General features: G+C 71.8%; 18 protein-coding genes. 4 read left to right on the top strand and 14 right to left on the bottom strand.

Going from position 1 to position 16,321, the window contains the following annotated elements:
- Nucleotides 1-5: 5 nt before the first annotated feature.
- Together HCJ93_RS01460 and HCJ93_RS01455 are read right to left on the bottom strand one after the other, a co-directional pair.
- A complete protein-coding gene (locus tag HCJ93_RS01460; protein ID WP_167990301.1) occupies nt 6-386 on the bottom strand; it encodes a PPOX class F420-dependent oxidoreductase in 381 nt (126 codons plus the stop codon).
- Between the two features lie 10 nt (nt 387-396).
- Nucleotides 397-1,602, bottom strand: a complete 1,206-nt coding sequence (locus HCJ93_RS01455) for a MalY/PatB family protein (protein ID WP_167990300.1) — start codon at nt 1,600-1,602, stop codon at nt 397-399.
- A gap of 182 nt (nt 1,603-1,784) precedes the next feature.
- Here HCJ93_RS01455 and HCJ93_RS01450 point away from each other — a divergent pair, with 182 nt between their 5' ends.
- Complete coding sequence (locus HCJ93_RS01450; RefSeq protein WP_167990298.1) at nt 1,785-3,161, top strand: S1 family peptidase; 1,377 nt, start codon at nt 1,785-1,787, stop codon at nt 3,159-3,161.
- Between the two features lie 105 nt (nt 3,162-3,266).
- On the opposite strand, the gene HCJ93_RS01445 is transcribed toward HCJ93_RS01450, so the two are convergent.
- The 6 genes from HCJ93_RS01445 to HCJ93_RS01420 form a co-directional block, all read right to left on the bottom strand.
- Complete coding sequence (locus HCJ93_RS01445) at nt 3,267-3,452, bottom strand: hypothetical protein (RefSeq protein ID WP_167990297.1); 186 nt, start codon at nt 3,450-3,452, stop codon at nt 3,267-3,269.
- A 118-nt stretch (nt 3,453-3,570) separates the two neighbouring features.
- On the bottom strand, nt 3,571-4,266 hold the full coding sequence (locus HCJ93_RS01440; RefSeq protein WP_167990295.1) for a L,D-transpeptidase family protein: 696 nt from the start codon (nt 4,264-4,266) through the stop codon (nt 3,571-3,573).
- A gap of 165 nt (nt 4,267-4,431) precedes the next feature.
- Nucleotides 4,432-5,223 (bottom strand): SDR family NAD(P)-dependent oxidoreductase, encoded by a 792-nt coding sequence (locus tag HCJ93_RS01435; RefSeq protein WP_167990293.1) that lies wholly within the window; start codon nt 5,221-5,223, stop codon nt 4,432-4,434.
- Between the two features lie 74 nt (nt 5,224-5,297).
- Complete coding sequence (locus tag HCJ93_RS01430; RefSeq protein ID WP_167990292.1) at nt 5,298-6,212, bottom strand: SDR family oxidoreductase; 915 nt, start codon at nt 6,210-6,212, stop codon at nt 5,298-5,300.
- Nucleotides 6,213-6,357: 145 nt separating this feature from the next.
- Nucleotides 6,358-6,987, bottom strand: a complete 630-nt coding sequence (locus HCJ93_RS01425; RefSeq protein ID WP_167990290.1) for an MBL fold metallo-hydrolase — start codon at nt 6,985-6,987, stop codon at nt 6,358-6,360.
- Complete coding sequence (locus tag HCJ93_RS01420) at nt 6,987-8,072, bottom strand: S-(hydroxymethyl)mycothiol dehydrogenase (protein ID WP_167990288.1); 1,086 nt, start codon at nt 8,070-8,072, stop codon at nt 6,987-6,989. Before HCJ93_RS01420 ends, HCJ93_RS01425 begins: the two co-directional genes overlap by 1 nt.
- Before the next feature lie 205 nt (nt 8,073-8,277).
- On the opposite strand from HCJ93_RS01420, the gene HCJ93_RS01415 reads away from it, so the two are divergent.
- Nucleotides 8,278-8,643 carry a nuclear transport factor 2 family protein gene (locus tag HCJ93_RS01415; protein WP_167990286.1) on the top strand — a complete coding sequence of 122 codons (366 nt, stop codon included), beginning with the start codon at nt 8,278-8,280 and terminating at the stop codon, nt 8,641-8,643.
- 228 nt (nt 8,644-8,871) lie between these two features.
- Here the strand turns inward: HCJ93_RS01415 and HCJ93_RS01410 are convergent, their stop codons facing one another.
- Nucleotides 8,872-9,375, bottom strand: a complete 504-nt coding sequence (locus tag HCJ93_RS01410) for a metallophosphoesterase family protein (RefSeq protein WP_167990285.1) — start codon at nt 9,373-9,375, stop codon at nt 8,872-8,874.
- Nucleotides 9,376-9,522: 147 nt separating this feature from the next.
- Here HCJ93_RS01410 and HCJ93_RS01405 point away from each other — a divergent pair, with 147 nt between their 5' ends.
- Nucleotides 9,523-11,469, top strand: coding sequence for a glycosyltransferase family 2 protein (locus HCJ93_RS01405; RefSeq protein ID WP_167990283.1), 1,947 nt, complete (start codon nt 9,523-9,525; stop codon nt 11,467-11,469).
- Between the two features lie 3 nt (nt 11,470-11,472).
- Nucleotides 11,473-12,081, top strand: a complete 609-nt coding sequence (gene rfbC / locus HCJ93_RS01400) for a dTDP-4-dehydrorhamnose 3,5-epimerase (protein WP_167990282.1) — start codon at nt 11,473-11,475, stop codon at nt 12,079-12,081.
- Here rfbC and HCJ93_RS01395 read toward each other — a convergent pair.
- The 5 genes from HCJ93_RS01395 to HCJ93_RS01375 all read right to left on the bottom strand — a co-directional run bounded on the left by HCJ93_RS01395 (nt 12,071) and on the right by HCJ93_RS01375 (nt 16,069).
- Entirely contained in the window at nt 12,071-12,874 is an 804-nt protein-coding gene (locus HCJ93_RS01395; protein WP_167990280.1) for a class I SAM-dependent methyltransferase, read from the bottom strand. The genes rfbC and HCJ93_RS01395 overlap by 11 nt on opposite strands.
- On the bottom strand, nt 12,861-13,748 hold the full coding sequence (gene rfbD / locus HCJ93_RS01390) for a dTDP-4-dehydrorhamnose reductase (RefSeq protein ID WP_167990278.1): 888 nt from the start codon (nt 13,746-13,748) through the stop codon (nt 12,861-12,863). The genes HCJ93_RS01395 and rfbD overlap by 14 nt, the downstream gene beginning before the upstream one ends.
- Nucleotides 13,745-14,725 (bottom strand): dTDP-glucose 4,6-dehydratase, encoded by a 981-nt coding sequence (gene rfbB, locus HCJ93_RS01385; protein WP_167990276.1) that lies wholly within the window; start codon nt 14,723-14,725, stop codon nt 13,745-13,747. The genes rfbD and rfbB overlap by 4 nt, the downstream gene beginning before the upstream one ends.
- The gene (locus HCJ93_RS01380) at nt 14,722-15,789 is read right to left on the bottom strand and encodes a glucose-1-phosphate thymidylyltransferase (protein WP_167990275.1); all 1,068 of its coding nucleotides are present in this window, start codon (nt 15,787-15,789) and stop codon (nt 14,722-14,724) included. Before HCJ93_RS01380 ends, rfbB begins: the two co-directional genes overlap by 4 nt.
- A 100-nt stretch (nt 15,790-15,889) precedes the next feature.
- Nucleotides 15,890-16,069: a hypothetical protein gene (locus HCJ93_RS01375; protein WP_167990273.1), complete on the bottom strand. Its 180-nt coding sequence runs from the start codon at nt 16,067-16,069 to the stop codon at nt 15,890-15,892.
- Nucleotides 16,070-16,321: the final 252 nt, after the last annotated feature.

Raw genomic sequence — 16,321 nt, 5'->3', positions numbered from 1 at the left:
GGCCGTCACAGGGTGATGCGGATGCCCACCGTGCCGTCCAGGCCGCGCCGCAGCCGGCTGCCGAGCAGCGTGAGCCGGCCCAGCAGCCCGTACTTGCGGGCGATCAGCTCGCGGTAGCGGGCGGTCGTCTCCGCGTCGCAGATCTCCGCGGTGGCGGGTACCAGGTCGCCGGTGGGGTTGCCGCGCATGTCGCAGGGGCCGACGAGGACGTCGGGGCGGTTGCGGATCCGCTTGACCTTCCACGAGTCGGCCGCGGTCCACACGCCGAGCGCGTCGCCGTCCCGCACCACCCACACCGGGGTGGCGACCGGCGTGCCGTTGCGCCGGTAGCTGGTGACCAACAGGTACTTCCCCGCCGCGAGCCGTGCCACCAACGCATCGTCCATACCGGCCAGTCTAAGACCGCGTGGCGAGCGGGGAGCCGCCCTCGGCGGCGGTCCGCATGCGGCCCACCGCCTCCTCGATCACCTCGGGCGATGCGGCGAGGTTCAGCCGGGCGTGCCCGGCCCCGCCGGTGCCGAAGGCCGGCCCGGGGCTGAGGGCCACCCAGCCGCGTTCCAGGAAGACCCGCGCTGGGTCGTCGCCGAGACCGAGGGCGCGGCAGTCGAGCCAGGCGAGGTAGGTGGCCTCGCCCGGCCGGTAGCGGACGTCCGGCAGATGCTCGGCGAGGAGCCGGGCCAGCAGGCGGCGGTTGGCGTCGATCCCGGCGAGCACCGCGTCCAGCCAGTCGGTGCCCTCGCGCAGTGCGGCGGTGTGGGCGATGACACCGAGATGGCTCGGGCCGTGGCCGACCTCCTCCGGCATCCGGGCCAGGTCCTCGGCGGCGCCGGGCCCGGCGATGGCCAGGGCCGCCTTGAGTCCGGCGAGGTTCCAGGCCTTGGAGGCGGACATCAGGGACAGTCCGCGCTCGCCGCCCGGCACGCTCAGATACGGCACGAAGTCCGTGTCGCCGACGACCAGCGGGGCGTGGATCTCGTCGGCGACGACCCGCACGCCGTAGCGGTCGGCGAGGGCGGCGACGGCGGTCAGCTCCTCGGCGGTGTGCACGGTGCCGGTGGGGTTGTGCGGGCTGCACAGCAGATGGGCGGCGCGCCGGCCGCCCGCCACGGCCCGGCGGTAGGCGTCCTCGAGCGCGTCGAGGTCCAGGCGCCCGTCCGGGCCGAGCGGCGCCTCGGCCGTGCGGCGGTCCATGTGCCGCACGAAGTCGTAGAAGGGCGGGTAGACCGGCGGGTTCACCACCACCGTGTCGCCGTGGCCGGTGACCAGCTTGAGCATCTCCACCACGCCCAGCATCACGTCGGGCACCAGCGCGGTGCGCTCGACCGCGAGGCCCTTCCAGCCCCACCGCTGCTCCGCGAAGGCGGCGAGCGCCTCGGCGTAGGCGGTTCCGGCGGGGTATCCGGTGTCGCCGAGTTCGAGTGCCCCGGTGACGGCCCGGACGACGGGGCCGGCGAGCGGCACGTCCATCTCGGCCACCCACAGCGGCAGCACGTCGTCGGGGTAGGTGCGCCACTTCATGCTGGTGCGGCGACGCAGCTGGTCGAGGGTGAGGACGGCGAAGGGATCAAGGTCACCGGACGTCTCGTGCGGGATCCTGGCCATGAGCCGCAGGATAGGCCCCGGTGGCCGGCCCGCGGCGACATCACGCCACGGGAGATGTCTTCCGGCCGATGCGGCGGGCGCTGAACACGCCGGGTCCCGTACCCGTATGGACAGAGGGCGCTCGAACCGAGGGAGCGCCCCGTGGTGTGCGCACCGCGCGCTGTTCAGTACGGGAGCGATGCATGAGGCACGCACGACGACGGGTCGTCCGGCGAGTGACACGGCTGGCGGCCGTCGGCGGAATCCTCCTGGGATGCACGATGGTCACCCGCGCGGTGGCGACCGAACCGCCCGCGGCCGACGCGGTGCCGTTCGCGGCGACGGCCGGCGACGCGGTGGACCAGGGACCCGGAGCGCGGCTGGTGTCGCGGCTCGGCACCGACCGCACGGCGGGCAGCTGGATCGGCGCCGACGGCCGGACGGTGGTCGCCGTCACCGACGAGGAGGCGGCGCGTGAGGTCGAACGAGCCGGCGCCGAGCCGAAGATGGTGCGGCACAGCATGAGCGAGCTGAAGTCGGCCACCCAGACGCTGCGTTCGGCCAAGCGCGTGCCGGGCACGGCGTGGGCGATGGACTACCGCTCCAACGAGGTGGTGGTCCGGGGCGATCGCACGGTGTCGTCGGACGACTGGTCGGATCTGACCGAAGTCGCCGAGGGCATCGGCGGTTTCGTGCGCATGGAGCGCACCGAGGGAACCTTCACCACCCGGCTCAACGGCGCCGCGCCCATCCTGTCCACCGCGGGCCGCTGCTCCGCCGGGTTCAACGTCACCGACGGGACGCGGGAGTTCATCCTCACGGCCGGGCACTGCGGGCCGGAGGGCTCGGTGTGGTTCTCCGACGGGCGTGGCCGCAAGGAGGTCGGCACCACGGTCGGCGGCAGCTTCCCCGGCGACGACTACTCCCTGATCGAGTACGCCGGCGGGCGGGCCGGCGAGGGGGCCGGCGTGGTGGCGATCGGGGACGGCAAGGGCGTGCGGATCACCGGGGTGGGCGAGCCCGCCGTCGGCCAGCGGGTGTTCCGCAGCGGCAGCACCAGCGGCCTGCGCGACGGTGAGGTGACCGCCCTCAACGCCACGGTCAACTACCCCGAGGGCACGGTCAGCGGGCTGATCGAGACCAATGTGTGCGCCGAGCCGGGCGACAGCGGCGGGCCGATGTTCTCCGAGGGCGTCGCGCTGGGCGTCACCTCCGGCGGCAGCGGCGACTGCCGCACGGGCGGCACCACGTACTTCCAGCCGGTGACCAAGGCGCTCTCCGCACTGAACGTCAAGCTCATCGTGGCGCCGCAGGAGAACGGCCGGCAGGCGGCCCCCTCCCCCGCGCCCTCGGGCCCGGCCGCCGCGGCCCCCGGCGGTGCCTCGCCGGGCTCCTCGGCACCGACGTCGGGCGTCCCCAGCGCGTCCACGGTGCTGTCGCGCCTGACCGACCCGCGCAATGTGGGCCCGGGGCTGCTGGTGGTCGGCGGCAGCATGGTGGCGCTGGTGGCCACCCGGTGGATCAGGGCGGAGCAGGACCGCAGGGCCTACCAGCGGCACTACTCGGCGATGTGGGGCTGACCGGGCCGCCCGTGAGACAGGGGCAGGGCACCCATGCGGTCATGGGTGCCCTGCTGACGGTTCTGTGATGCCGAGGTGACCGGCCTCCCGCCGGCCGGCGGGAGGTCAGGCCGCCTTGGCCGGCTGCGGCAGGGCGGCGGCCCACTCCAGGACGAGGCGCTGGTACTCCTCGCGCTGCTCGCTGCTCAGTGTCCCGCCCGACCGGAGCCACAGGGCCCGGATCTCCTCGTTGACCTCGGCGGCCGATCGCTCGGCGGAGGGTTCAACAGTGGTGGACATGCTGTGAAGCATACGGGGCCCGACGTGAAGGCGCTGTGAGTAAGCGCACCCATAACGGGCATTCCAGACGTGTTGCTGATCACGTCATCCGGCGCGCCCCGCAGGCGAGTTCGGCACGGCTCCCGGGCGCTCAGGTGCCCGGCTTGCGGCCGTAGACGTAGACCTCGTCACCGTTCTTGAGCAGGGACCAGTACTTCTTGGCGTCGTTCTCGGTCATGTTGACGCAGCCGTGCGAGCCCGGCGGGTTCCACATGCTGACGCCGACCGAGTGGAAGGCCTGGCCGCCGTCGAAGAACTGGGCGTAGGGCATCGGCACGTCGTAGATGGTCGAGTGGTGGTTCTCGTTCCGCCAGTAGATCTTCTTCAGGCCGGTGCGGGTCTCGTAGCCGTCGCGTCCCGTCCGGACGGGAACGGGGCCGTGGACGAGCTTCTTGCCGTCCTGGATCCAGCTGAGCTGGCGGGTGAGGTCGACGCAGGCGACGCGGCCCTTGTCCACCGGGCACGTGCCCGCCTTGTTCGGGTTCTTCCCGGCGGCCTCCTGCTTGTTCATGAGGTCCATCACGCCCCAGGTCACGGGACCCGCGTAGCCGATGTCCGGCGTGATGCCGTGCTTGGCCTGGAAGGCACGGACGACCTTGCAGTCGGCGGAGGACTGCTTGCCGTCGACCGGGCGGCCGAGGAACTTCTCGACCTGCTTCTGGTGCGGCCCCGCCTCAGTCGTGCAGCCCGCGGCCTGCGCCGGTGCGGTGCCGAGCGCCAGCGTGAGCGGGGCCATCAGTGCGGTGAGCCCGAGAACGACAGCACCACGTCTACATATGTCCCCCATAGTCCGATTTGCCTTTCCCGTGGAGTTGGGCGCATGGCCTGCGCACTCTGCCAGGTGGACGGCCCATCGGAAAAGCCGGTCGTACGGACCCGGGTGCCGGAACCGAACGGTGACCTGAGAGGAACAGCACAGCCCACTCGCGCTCCGCCCGTCTCAGCGGACCCCTCACCCCCGCGGCAGAGCCTGATGGAAGCCGGAGTTGACGGCGGTGATGCCGCCGTCGACGACCAGGGTGGCTCCGGTGATCCAGGAGGCGTCCCGGGAGGCGAGAAACGTCACAGCGGCCGCGACGTCCTCCGGCTCGCCGACCCTGCGCAGCGGGTACAGACCGCGCACGGCCTCCAGGTCGGCCTCCCTGCCCTCCCAGGCCCGGGTACGGACGGTACCGGGCGCCACCAGGTTGACCCGCACGCCCCTCGGCCCGGCGTGGCCCGCCAGGGTGCGGGTGAGGGAGATCAGCCCGGCCTTGGCGGCGCTGTAGGCGTGGTTGCCGAAGTCCTGCAGCCCGTTGACCGAGCCGATGTTCACGATCGCCCCGTGGCCGGACGCCGCCAGGTGCGGCAGGGCGGCCCGGCAGCAGCGGTACGCGCCGGAGAGGGTGATGTCCAGGTCCGCCGCCCACTGCTCGTCCGGCTGCTCCTCGAAGCCGGGGGTGTCGGGCGAGCAGTGGGCGGCGTTGTTGACCAGGACGTCGAGCGAGCCGAGGGCCCCGGCGCAGCGCGCGACGGCCGCCTCCACGGACGCCCGGTCGGCCACGTCGCACTCGCACGCCTCGGCGCTCAGGCCCCGCTCGCGCAGGGCCGACGCCGTTCGCTCGGCCTCGGCCCCGTCCAGGTCGGCCACCAGCACCGCGGCGCCCTCCTCGGCGAAGCGCCGGGCGGTGGCGGCGCCGATGCCGCGCGCCGCGCCGGTGATCAGAACCCCGTACCCGTCGAAGCGTCCCGCGTCCGTCGTCATGGCGCGACGGTATACGGCCCGACGAGCGCCACGGGAGAGCCCGGGAGCCGGTCCATGACACCGGCCGGCCCCTGCTAGCGGTAGCCGGTGACGTCGGCCGGCTTGCCCGCGTCCTGCACCTCGACCAGGTAGCGCCAGGCGTCCGGGCTGCTGCCGTCCAGGTCGGTGAAGCCGTACTCGCGGGCGAGGCCGCCGCTGGAGAGGGAGGCGCCGTTGTGGCGGGACACGTCCGGGTCCGCGGCGAGGGCCGCGACCGCGCGACCCACGTAGCGCGGGGTCTCGGAGATGGCGAAGTGGGGCACGCGTTCCAGGGCGTCCCGCCAGTTGTCCTCGCGCACCCCGAACTCCTCCAGCATGATCTCGGAGCGCAGCCAGCCCGGGGTGAGCGCGACGGCGGTGGCCCCCCGCGGGCCGAGTTCATGACTGAGCGCGAACGCCATCCGCAGCACGGCCGACTTGGCCAGGTCGTAGAAGAAGCTGACCCGGTAGTGATCGCGGTTGTAGTCGGCGGTGCCGTCGGTGACCTCGACGACCAGCCCGCCGGGCCGGCGCAGGAGCAGGGGCAGCGCGTGATGGCTGGTGATCGCGTGGGTGTCGATCGCCAGCCGGAGCAGCCTCAGCCCCTTGTCCAGGTCGTGCTCCCAGACGGGCGCCTCCCAGTCGAAGAGCTTCTCGGCGCCCCAGATGTCGTTGACCAGGACGTCGAGCCGCCCCTGCTCGCGGTCGATCCGCTCCACCAGCGCCCGCACCTGCTCGGGTACGAGGTGATCGGTCGGTACGGCGATGCCTCGGCCGCCCGCCTCGGTGACCAGGCCGGCGGTGTCCTCCAGGGTCTCCGGCCGGTCGTACTCGGAGCGGCGCTCACGGGTGCTGCGGCCGGTCACGTAGACGGTCGCGCCGGCCGCGCCCAGCTCGACGGCGATGCCCCGCCCCGCTCCCCTGGTCGCGCCGGCGACCAGTGCCACCTTGCCCTTGAGTTCCTTCGCCATGTCCGGCCTCCCGCCGTTCTCGTGCTGCTTCCGCCGCGCCCGCCGCTGCCGGGGGCGGCGTGTACCGCTGCGATCGTGGCGGGTAAGCCGGACATCTTCTGTCACCTTTTCCGGCGGGTCGGCCCCGAGGGCGAACCGGACCGGCTCAGTGGCCGCGGGCGATCCACTCCTCCAGGTGCGGGGCCTCGGCGCCGATGGTGGTCTCGTCCCCGTGTCCGGTGAGCACCCTCGTCTCCGGCGGAAGGGTCAGCAACCGGTCCCGGATGGAGCCGATGATCGTCGGGAAGTGGGAGAACGAGCGGCCGGTGGCGCCGGGGCCGCCCTGGAACAGCGTGTCGCCGGTGAAGACGACCCCGAGGCCCGGGTCGTGCAGGCAGACCGCGCCCGGCGCGTGCCCCGGCGTGTGCAGGACGGTGAGATCGGCGCCGCCCGCCTCGATCACCTGTCCGTCGACCAGAAAGGCGTCGGGCTCCCGGTCGGGGTGGGTCAGTTTCCACAGCGGCAGGTCGTCCTGGTGCAGCCACACGGTGGCTCCGGTGCGCTCGGCGAGGGCGGGCGCGGCGTTGATGTGGTCGTTGTGGGCGTGGGTGCAGACGATCGCGGTGAGCCGGCGGTCGCCGACGGCCCCGGCGATGGCGTCGGCGTCGTGAGCGGCGTCGATGACGACCGCCTGGTGGTCGTCGCCCACGATCCACACGTTGTTGTCGACGTCCCAGGTACCGCCGTCCAGGGTGAACTGCCCGGAGGTGACGACGCGTTCGATGCGGGCGGTCATCACAGCACCACCACCGAACGCAGCACGTCGCCCCGGTGCATCCGCTCGAACGCCTTCTCCACCTCGTCCAGTCGGATGGTCTCGGTGACGAACGCGCCCAGGTCCAGGCGCCCCTGGAGATGCAGGTCGATCAGCATCGGGAAGTCGCGGGAGGGCAGGCAGTCGCCGTACCAGGAGGACTTCAGCGCCCCGCCGCGCCCGAAGACGTCCAGCAGCGGCAGCTCCAGCTTCATCTCGGGCGTGGGCACGCCGACCAGGACGACCGTGCCGGCCAGATCGCGGGCGTAGAAGGCCTGCTTGTACGTCTCGGGGCGGCCCACCGCCTCGATCACGACGTCGGCGCCGAAGCCGCCGGTGAGCTCGCGGATCGCCTCCACGGGGTCCGTGGTGCGCGAGTTGACGGTGTGGGTGGCGCCCATGGAGCGGGCGAGCTCCAGCTTCCGGTCCTCGACGTCGACCGCGATGATCCTGGCCGCACCGGCCAGCCGCGATCCTGCGATGGCCGCGTCGCCGACGCCGCCGCAGCCGATGACCGCCACCGAGTCGCCCCGGCTCACGTTTCCGGTGTTGATGGCGGCGCCGATGCCGGCCATCACCCCGCAGCCGAGCAGTCCGGCCACCTCCGGGGCGACCGCGGGGTCGACCTTGGTGCACTGCCCGGCGGCCACCAGGGTCTTCTCGATGAAGGCGCCGATGCCCAGGGCCGGGGAGAGTTCGGTGCCGTCGGTCAGGGTCATCTTCTGGCGGGCGTTGTGCGTGTCGAAGCAGTACCACGGGCGCCCGCGCAGACAGGCCCGGCACTTCCCGCAGACCGCGCGCCAGTTGAGGATCACGAAGTCGCCGGGTGCGACATCGCTGACGCCGTCGCCGACCGACTCCACCACTCCCGCGGCCTCGTGGCCGAGCAGGAAGGGGAAGTCGTCGCTGATGCCGCCCTGCTTGTAGTGGAGATCGGTGTGGCACACCCCGCAGGCCTGGATACGGACGACCGCCTCGCCCGGCCCGGGGTCGGGTACGACGACCGTCTCGATGCGTACCGGCTCGTCCTTCGCCGGTGCGATCACGCCCCGCACTTCCTGCGCCATGGTGCGACTCCTTCGTCGGCCTGTGTCCGTCGCTGACGACCTTACGTCCGACTGATCGGTCAGGCCGGTGTCCGCGCCGGATGCCCGGGGCCGGGCCGGGGACGGTGCTGCGCTTGCCCGGCGGGCCGGGGCGGAGGAGGCTCGTAGTCGGGGCCCCCGCGGCCCGCTCCGAGGACCGCGCCGCGGCCCGCCCAAGGAGGTCATCATGGCAACCGCGGCAGAACCCGTCTTCACCACCGACACCCTGCGCCGCTGCATCGAGTCCGACTCGGCGGCGGACCTGGTGTCGCTGTACGCCGACGACGCCGAGCTGCGCGTCGTGGACCACAACTCCCAGCCCAGCCACCCGAAGGTCCTGCACGGCCGCGACGAGATCGCCGCCATGCTCGAGGACGTCTACAGCCGGGACATGACGCACACGCTGGAGCAGTGCGTCGTCCAGGGGGATCACGCCGCCTACTGCGAGAGCTGCCGGTACTCCGACGGCGTACGGGTGCTCTCGGAGTCGATGCTCTCGCTGCGCGACGGGAAGATCACCGAGCAGACGCTCATCCAGGCGTGGGACGAGTAGCGGGTAGCGGCACGAGCAGGGCCGCAGGGACAGAAAAGTCCTGGTCAGAGGGTGCGGGGCCGGCAATCCGGACGAAACGGCGGACCGGGTGTGTGAGCCGGGAGCAACTGGGTGGTCGAGCGGTATCCACCCTCCGATCGTGGGAAGGAGGTCCGTGACAGCGCATCTACTCGCAGCGCCCGGGCCGCTTCCACCGACAACGAAGCGGCCCGGACCGTGTGCGGACCGTCACCGCCGCGGAGGCAGCCGGTGCAGACGCACCTCGGTGAGCCGGCCGGAGTCGAGGGTGGCGGTCATATAGGTGCAGTGCGGCTGCCGGCGCCGGTCCGTCGGGGATCCCGGGTTCAGCAACCGCAGCCCGGTCGGCGCGGTGGTGTCCCAGGGGATGTGACTGTGCCCGAAGACCAGCACGTCCAGCTCGGGGAACCGGGCGGCGCACCTCTCCTCACGGCCCCGGGCGGGGCCCGTCTCGTGGATCACCCCGAAGCGCAGCCCGTCGAGTTCGGCGCAGGCGATCTCCGGAAGCCGCGCGCGCAGTTCGGGGCCGTCGTTGTTGCCGTACACCGCCACGAGCCGCCGGCTGCGGCCGAGCAGCAGATCGAGAGTGGCCACGTCGACCCAGTCGCCCGCGTGGAACACGACGTCCGCTGCGGCGAGTTCATCGAGCAGTTCCCCGGGCAGCCGCTTGGCCCGTTTCGGAAGATGCGTGTCCGACGTCAGCAGCAGGCGCACTGGCACTCCATGGGGGGACCCTCGGTCACGGCACGGTCTCGTGGGTGGCGAATGGCCGGACGGCACCGGCCGCGGGGTTACGATCGGGCAACGCATACCAAGACAAAACGTTCGTCGGCAAGAAGACCCGAAGGGCCCCTGAACTCCATGCCGGTCAAGGTCAGCGTCATCGTTCCCGTCTACAACCCGGGAATCTACATCGAGGACTGCATCGCCTCGCTGCAACGCCAGTCGCTTCCGCCCGACGAGTACGAAGCGATCTTCGTCGACGACGGTTCCACCGACGACACGCCCGCCCGGCTCGACCGCCTCGCGGCCGGGGACCCGCGGATGCGGGTGATCCACCAGGAGAACTCCGGCTGGTCGGGCAAGCCCCGCAACGTCGGGATCGAGGCCGCCCGGGGCGAGTTCGTGATGTTCGTCGACAACGACGACTACCTGGGCGACGAGGCGCTGGAGCGCATGTACGACTACGGCGTGGCGAACGGAGCCGATGTCGTGGTCGGCAAGATGGCCGGCAAGGGCCGGGGGGTGCCGGTGGAGCTGTTCCGCCGCAACCATCCGCGGGCCACCGTCGAGAACGCGCCGCTGATCGACAGTCTCACCCCGCACAAGATGTTCCGGCGGGAGTTCCTCGACCGCATCGGGCTGCGCTTCCCGGAGGGGCGCCGCCGCCTGGAGGACCACGTCTTCGTCACCGAGGCGTATCTGCGGGCGAAGAACGTGTCCGTGCTCAGCGACTACGTCTGCTACTACCACATCCGCCGGGACGACGCCTCGAACGCCGGCTTCCAGCGGTTCGACCCGGTGGGCTACTTCAAGAACCTGCGTGAGGCGCTGGACGTCGTCGAGCGGTACACCGAGCCGGGCCCGCTGCGCGACCGGCTGTTCCGCCGCTGGCTGCGGGTGGAGATGGTGGAGCGGCTGCGCGCCAAGCGGCTCCTCGCCCTGCCGGACGACTACCGCAGGGAGCTGTTCGCGGAGATCCACAAGGTCGTGGTGGAACGGTTCGGTCCGGGGGTGGCGGCCGGTCTGCAGCCGACGCAGCAGGTGGTGGCGGCGCTGACCGCCGCGGACCGCTACGAGGACGTGGTGGCGTTCGCCGAGTGGGAGGCCGGGGTCGCGCCCGAGGCGGTGCCCACCGGGGTCGAGTGGCGGGACGGCTCGCTGCGGGTGGGCTTCACCGCCCAGTTCACCACCCCCGCGGGGCCCTTGACCTTCCCGCGGGAGGCGAGCCGCACCCCGCTGACCGACGCGCCGAAGACCGTGGAGGACGCGGTGCGGTGGGTCGCCGCGGAGACCGCGGCGCGCTTCGGCCAGGCCACCGCGGATCTGCTGCTGCGGGAACGCAGCAGCGCCGCCCAGTACTTCCAGCCGGTCGAGTTCACCCGCGAGACGGTTCCCGCCGACGACGGCGAGCAGGTGCGGCTGGTGCTGCGGGCCACCGCGAACGTCGACCCGGCCGCGCTGCCCGGCAAGGGCGTGTGGGACGCGGTGGTACGGGTGAAGCTCGGCGGCTGGACGAAGGAGTGCCGTTTCGGCCCCGCCCCGCGCGCCACCCGCCCCGAGCCGTACGCGGCCGCGATCGCCGGCCGCGGGGTGCTGCCGTACTGGACGGAGCCGCACGGGAATCTCGCGCTGGACAACGACGTCAAGGCCAAGCGCACCGGCCTCGACCGGGTGGGCCGCGGCGATGTGTCCGTCGACGGCACCCGGATGACCGCGCGGCTGCCTCTGCACGCCGCCGACGGGACGAAGGTGCGGCTGCGCCTCGTCTCCTCGCGCCGGACACTGCAGGCGGACGCCACGCTGACCGGCGAGCCGGACGGGCCGGGCAGCCGGCTTCGGGCGGACCTCCCGGCGGCGCTGCCGCGAGGGGTCTGGCGCGTGTCGCTCTGCCTGGGGCCGGACGCCGCCGAACCCCGGTGGATCGCCCTGCCGTTCGCACTGCGCGCCACGGGCGGCGGCACACTGGTGGTGCCCGTCCCGCGGCCCGGCCGGCTGCGCCGACTGCTGCGCAGGGCCCGGCGGGTGCTCGGCGCGGCGCGCCGACGGGTCACTCCCCTGGTGGACGGCGGCAAGGGAAGGCGGTGAAGCGTGCGCGCGCTGGAGATCGAGGACGCATGGGTGCTGGAGCCGAAGGTGTTCCCGGACGAGCGGGGCAGCTTCCACGAGTGGTACCGGGGTGAGGAGTTCCGCGAGGCGACCGGCTACGACCTGTCGCTGGCGCAGGCCAACTGCTCGGTGTCGCGCCGCGGGGTGATCCGCGGAGTGCACTACGCGGACGTGCCCCCGGGGCAGGCCAAGTACGTGACCTGCGTGCGCGGCGCGGTCCTGGACGTGATCGTGGATCTGCGGGTGGGCTCCCCCGGCTACGGCCACTGGGAGGCGGTCCGGCTCGACGACGACACCCGGCACGCCGTCTTCCTCTCCGAGGGCCTCGGCCATGCCTTCATGGCCCTCACCGACGAGGCGACGGTGGTGTACCTGTGCTCCACCGGCTACGCGCCGAAGCGGGAGCACGGCGTGCACCCGCTCGACCCGGCCCTGGGGATCGCCTGGCCGGAGGGCATCGACCCGGTGCTGTCGCCGAAGGACCAGCAGGCGCCGGCGCTGGCCGAGGCGGAGCGCCTCGGCCTGCTGCCGACGTACGAGGCCTGCCGCGCACGCTACGAGGAGCTGCGCGGCAGGGGGGTCAGCGGCTGACGCCGACCTGCTCGAGGGAGCGGCGCAGGGGCTCCCAGCCCATGCGCCGCGGCAGGCCACGGTTGCGGGCCTGCACCAGCGGCTTCCAGAACTTCGCCTCGAGCAGCGCCTCGGGCGGCACGGCCCCGGCCCGCTCCAGGATGGTCTCCGGCACCTTCTGCGGGTCGGGCACCTTGTACTCGGCGAGGATCTCGTCGTACTTCTCGTGCAGCACCCGGTTCTCCGGGTCGGCGCCGAAGACGACCAGCTGGCCGGTGGGCTGGGTGTCGACCAGGACGGCCACCAGGTCGGGGCGGTAGCGGGCCAGCACCTCGGTCATCTTGAAGACGTCGCCGGTCCAGGCGGTGGTGTGCCGGTCACGGGCGGCCTCGTCGACGCTGCGCGGGAGCATGTCGTCGAACACGATGACGCTGGCCCAGTCGGAGTGCTTCTCCACGTTCATGAAGTCGCGCAGGGCGTACTCGAACAGGTGCATGCCGTCGATGAACGACAGGTCCAGCGTGGTGCGCCGCCAGTACCCGAACGGGCTGCGGCCGCGGCGGAGGTTGCGCAGCGGATGCCGGCCGCCCTTGAGGTGGGCCAGCGGGTTGTCCCGGGCGAAGAAGTCGTCACTGGTGGCCTTCACCAGATGGACGTCGCACTTGATCTCCGAGACGACCTTGAACGCGGGGTCGACCGCGATGCTGGGGACGCGGGACAGCCGCAGGCTGCGGCCGTCGTTGACGCCGATCTCCAGGTAGTTGCGGTTGGCGCTGACCTTGTGCAGTTCCCGCAGGAACTCATGGCGTTTCACGAAGAGAACTCTCCTTGCGGATGCGGGGCATTGCTTCGTGCAGGGCGGCACGCCAGTCACGCGGAGCGGGCAGGCCGATCTCCTGCCAGCGGCCGTGTGCGAGGGCGCTGTACGCGGGACGCGGGGCGGGCCGGGGGAAGGCGTCCGTGGTGGTGGCCCGCACCCGGGACGGGTCGGCGCCCAGCAGCCGGAACACCTCCCGGGCCAGGTCGTACCAGCTGGCCTCGCCGGAGTTGGTGGCGTGGAAGACGCCGTGGGCGCCGTCGCCGACGCGGGGGCCGAGGTCGGCGATGCGGGCGGCGACGTCGGCGCTCCAGGTGGGCTGGCCCCGTTGGTCGTCGACCACGTCGACGGTGGGCCGGCGGGACTCGAGGCCGATCATGGTCCGGACGAAGTTGTGGCCGTGCACCCCGTACAGCCAGGCGGTGCGCACCACGGCGCTCGTGCCGGGGAGTTCCTCCAGCACGGCACGCTCGCCGCCGAGTTTGGAGCGGCCGTAGACGGTGCGCGGGGCCGGCGGGTGGTCCTCCGGGTAGGGGGTGGTGCGGGCCTCGCCGGAGAAGACGTAGTCGGTGGAGACGTGCACCAGCCGGGCGCCGTGGCGCGCGCAGGCGCGGGCGAGCAGGCGGGGCCCTTCGGTGTTGATCCGGGCGGCGGTCTGCTCGTCGCTCTCGGCGTCGTCCACGGCCGTGTACGCGGCGCAGTTCACCACGAGGTCGGGGCGGTGCTCGGCCAGCGCCCGGTCGATCGCCTCGGCGCTGGTGATGTCGAGCGTCCTGCGGTCGAGGCCGGTCACCTTCTCGCCGCGCCGGGTGAGTTCCCCGACGACGTCGCGGCCGAGCATGCCGCCCGCACCGGTGACCAGCCAGCTCACGACCGCTCCCCCGCGACGCGCCGCTTGAGCGGCTCCCACCAGCCGCGGTTGTCGCGGTACCAGGCGACGGTCTCGGCGAGGCCGGTGGTGAAGTCGTGCCGGGGCCGGTAGCCGAGTTCGTCGCGCGCCTTGCTCCAGTCCACGGAGTAGCGCAGATCGTGGCCCTTGCGGTCCTCGACGTACTCCACCCGGTCCCAGCCCGCCCCGCACGCCTCGAGGAGCAGGCCGGTGAGTTCCTTGTTGGTCAGCTCGGTGCCGCCGCCGATGTTGTACACCTCGCCGGGACGGCCCTTGGTGCGGACGAGTTCCACGCCGGCGCAGTGGTCGTCGACGTAGAGCCAGTCGCGCACATTGAGGCCCTCGCCGTAGAGGGGGACCTTCTTGCCGTCGAGGAGGTTGGTGACGAAGAGCGGGATGACCTTCTCGGGGAACTGGTGCGGCCCGTAGTTGTTGGAGCAGCGGGTGACCCGCACGTCCAGGCCGTGGGTGCGGTGGTAGGCCAGGGCGAGCAGGTCGGAGGAGGCCTTGGACGCCGAGTAGGGGGAACTCGGGTTCAGCGGGTACTCCTCGGTGGCCGACCCCGACTCGATGGAGCCGTAGACCTCGTCGGTGGAGACGTGCACGAAGGTCGACAGGCCGTGCCGCAGGGCGGCGTCCAGCAGGACCTGGGTGCCGACCACATTGGTGAGGACGAAGTCGGAGGCGGTGAGGATCGAGCGGTCGACGTGCGACTCGGCGGCGAAGTGCACCACCTGGTCCGCCTGGCCCACGAGCTTGTCGACCAGCTCGGCGTCACGGATGTCGCCCTGGACGAACTCCAGGCGCGGGTGATCGAGTTGCAGGTTGTCGAGGGTGCCGGCGTAGGTGAGCTTGTCCAGCACGGTGATGCGCGGCGCGTCCGGCGTGTCGGCGGCGAGCAGCGCGGCGACGTAGCGGGACCCGATGAAGCCGGCGGCTCCGGTGACGAGGAGATTCATGAATGGATCTGCACCTTGCTGTGGTCTCCGAGGACAAGTCGGTGAGCGCTGGGGACGCTGGGTGCCGGCGTCACCTCGACGTGCCGGCCGATGAGTGAGGACTCGATCCGGCCGACGCCGTCGATCGACGAGTCCCGCAGCACGATGGAGAATTCGAGTTCGCTGTCACTGATCCGGCAGTTCTCCGCGATCGAGGTGAACGGGCCGACATAGGAGTCGCTGACGACCGTACCGGATCCGATCACGGCGGGGCCGACGATGCGGCTGTTGACGATCCGCGCGCCGGGCTCGATCACCACCCGGCCGATGGTCTCGGAGCGGTCGTCCACCTCTCCGTCGATGCGGCGCTCCATGCCTTCCAGGACGGAGCGGTTGACCTCCAGCATGTCGACGACGTTGCCGGTGTCCTTCCAGTAGCCGTGGATGACGGTGCTGCGCACATCTGCACGGTTGTCGATCAGATGCTGGATGGCGTGGGTGATCTCCAGTTCACCGCGCCAGGAGGGCTTGATGGCCCGCACCGCTTTGTGGATGGCCGGCGTGAAGAGATAGACGCCGACCAGGGCGAGATCACTCTTGGGATTGTCGGGCTTTTCCTCGAGGCCGATCACCTGTCCGGAGTCGTCGAGTTCGGCGACTCCGAAGGCGCGTGGATCGGCGACCTTGGTGAGCAGGATCTGCGCATCGGGGCGGTGCCTGCGGAACTCCTCGACGAGCCCGGTGATGCCGCCGACGATGAAGTTGTCGCCGAGGTACATCACGAAGTCGTCGTCGCCGAGCCAGTCGCGGGCGATCAGCACGGCATGGGCCAGCCCGAGGGGCTTCTCCTGGGGAATGTAGGTGACTTGCAGACCGAATTTCGATCCGTCACCCACTGCGTTCTCGATCTCTTCCGCCGTATCACCGACAATCATCCCGACGTCGGTGATGCCCGCGTCCGCGATGGACTCCAACCCGTAGAAGAGCACGGGCTTGTTGGCCACGGGCACCAACTGTTTCGCCGAGGTGTGGGTGATCGGCCTCAGTCGGGTTCCGGCGCCACCGGACAGCACGAGAGCCTTCATCTGACTCACCATAGCCGTTCACCGGCACGGCAATCATCATTGGAATTGCACGTCGGTCGGCAATACCCGGCTCATTCGGGGCGGTGGCCCCGGTCACCTGCTAGTCCTCGCCCCTGACAATGATCTCCCCCATACCCGTGTTCGAGGTGTCGGAGTCCGTCCGGTCGATGACGGCGGGCAGGCAGGTCCGCAGCGGATTCTTCCCGCGCAGCCGCTGGGCCCGCGCCCAGCCGGTCTCCGGCCGGCGCGGCCGGGGCTTGTCACTGGTCTCCGAGGTCACGACGCACCATCTTCTCTCTGCGAACTCTGCGGGTCCGGGTCCCCGGCGGCCGGGCGCGCAAACACCGGACCGCCGTCACGCACCTCTTTCACGCTCGTACCTCTGTTCCGGAGGACGCCTCGCCGGGGGCGGGCGGTTCCCGGCCGGTCCTCGGCAGCATCGGGAAGGGCTCGGCGGTCCACCGGATCGAGGGCCGGCCCGGGACCGTGCCCCGGCCCGGCGACGTGTTCCACGAACCCACGGGTGTGCGCA

It is taken from the genome of Streptomyces composti, from assembly GCF_012034205.1.
Classification (GTDB): Bacteria; Actinomycetota; Actinomycetes; order Streptomycetales; family Streptomycetaceae; genus Streptomyces; species Streptomyces composti.
This window is presented reverse-complemented; position numbering and strand designations above follow the sequence as displayed.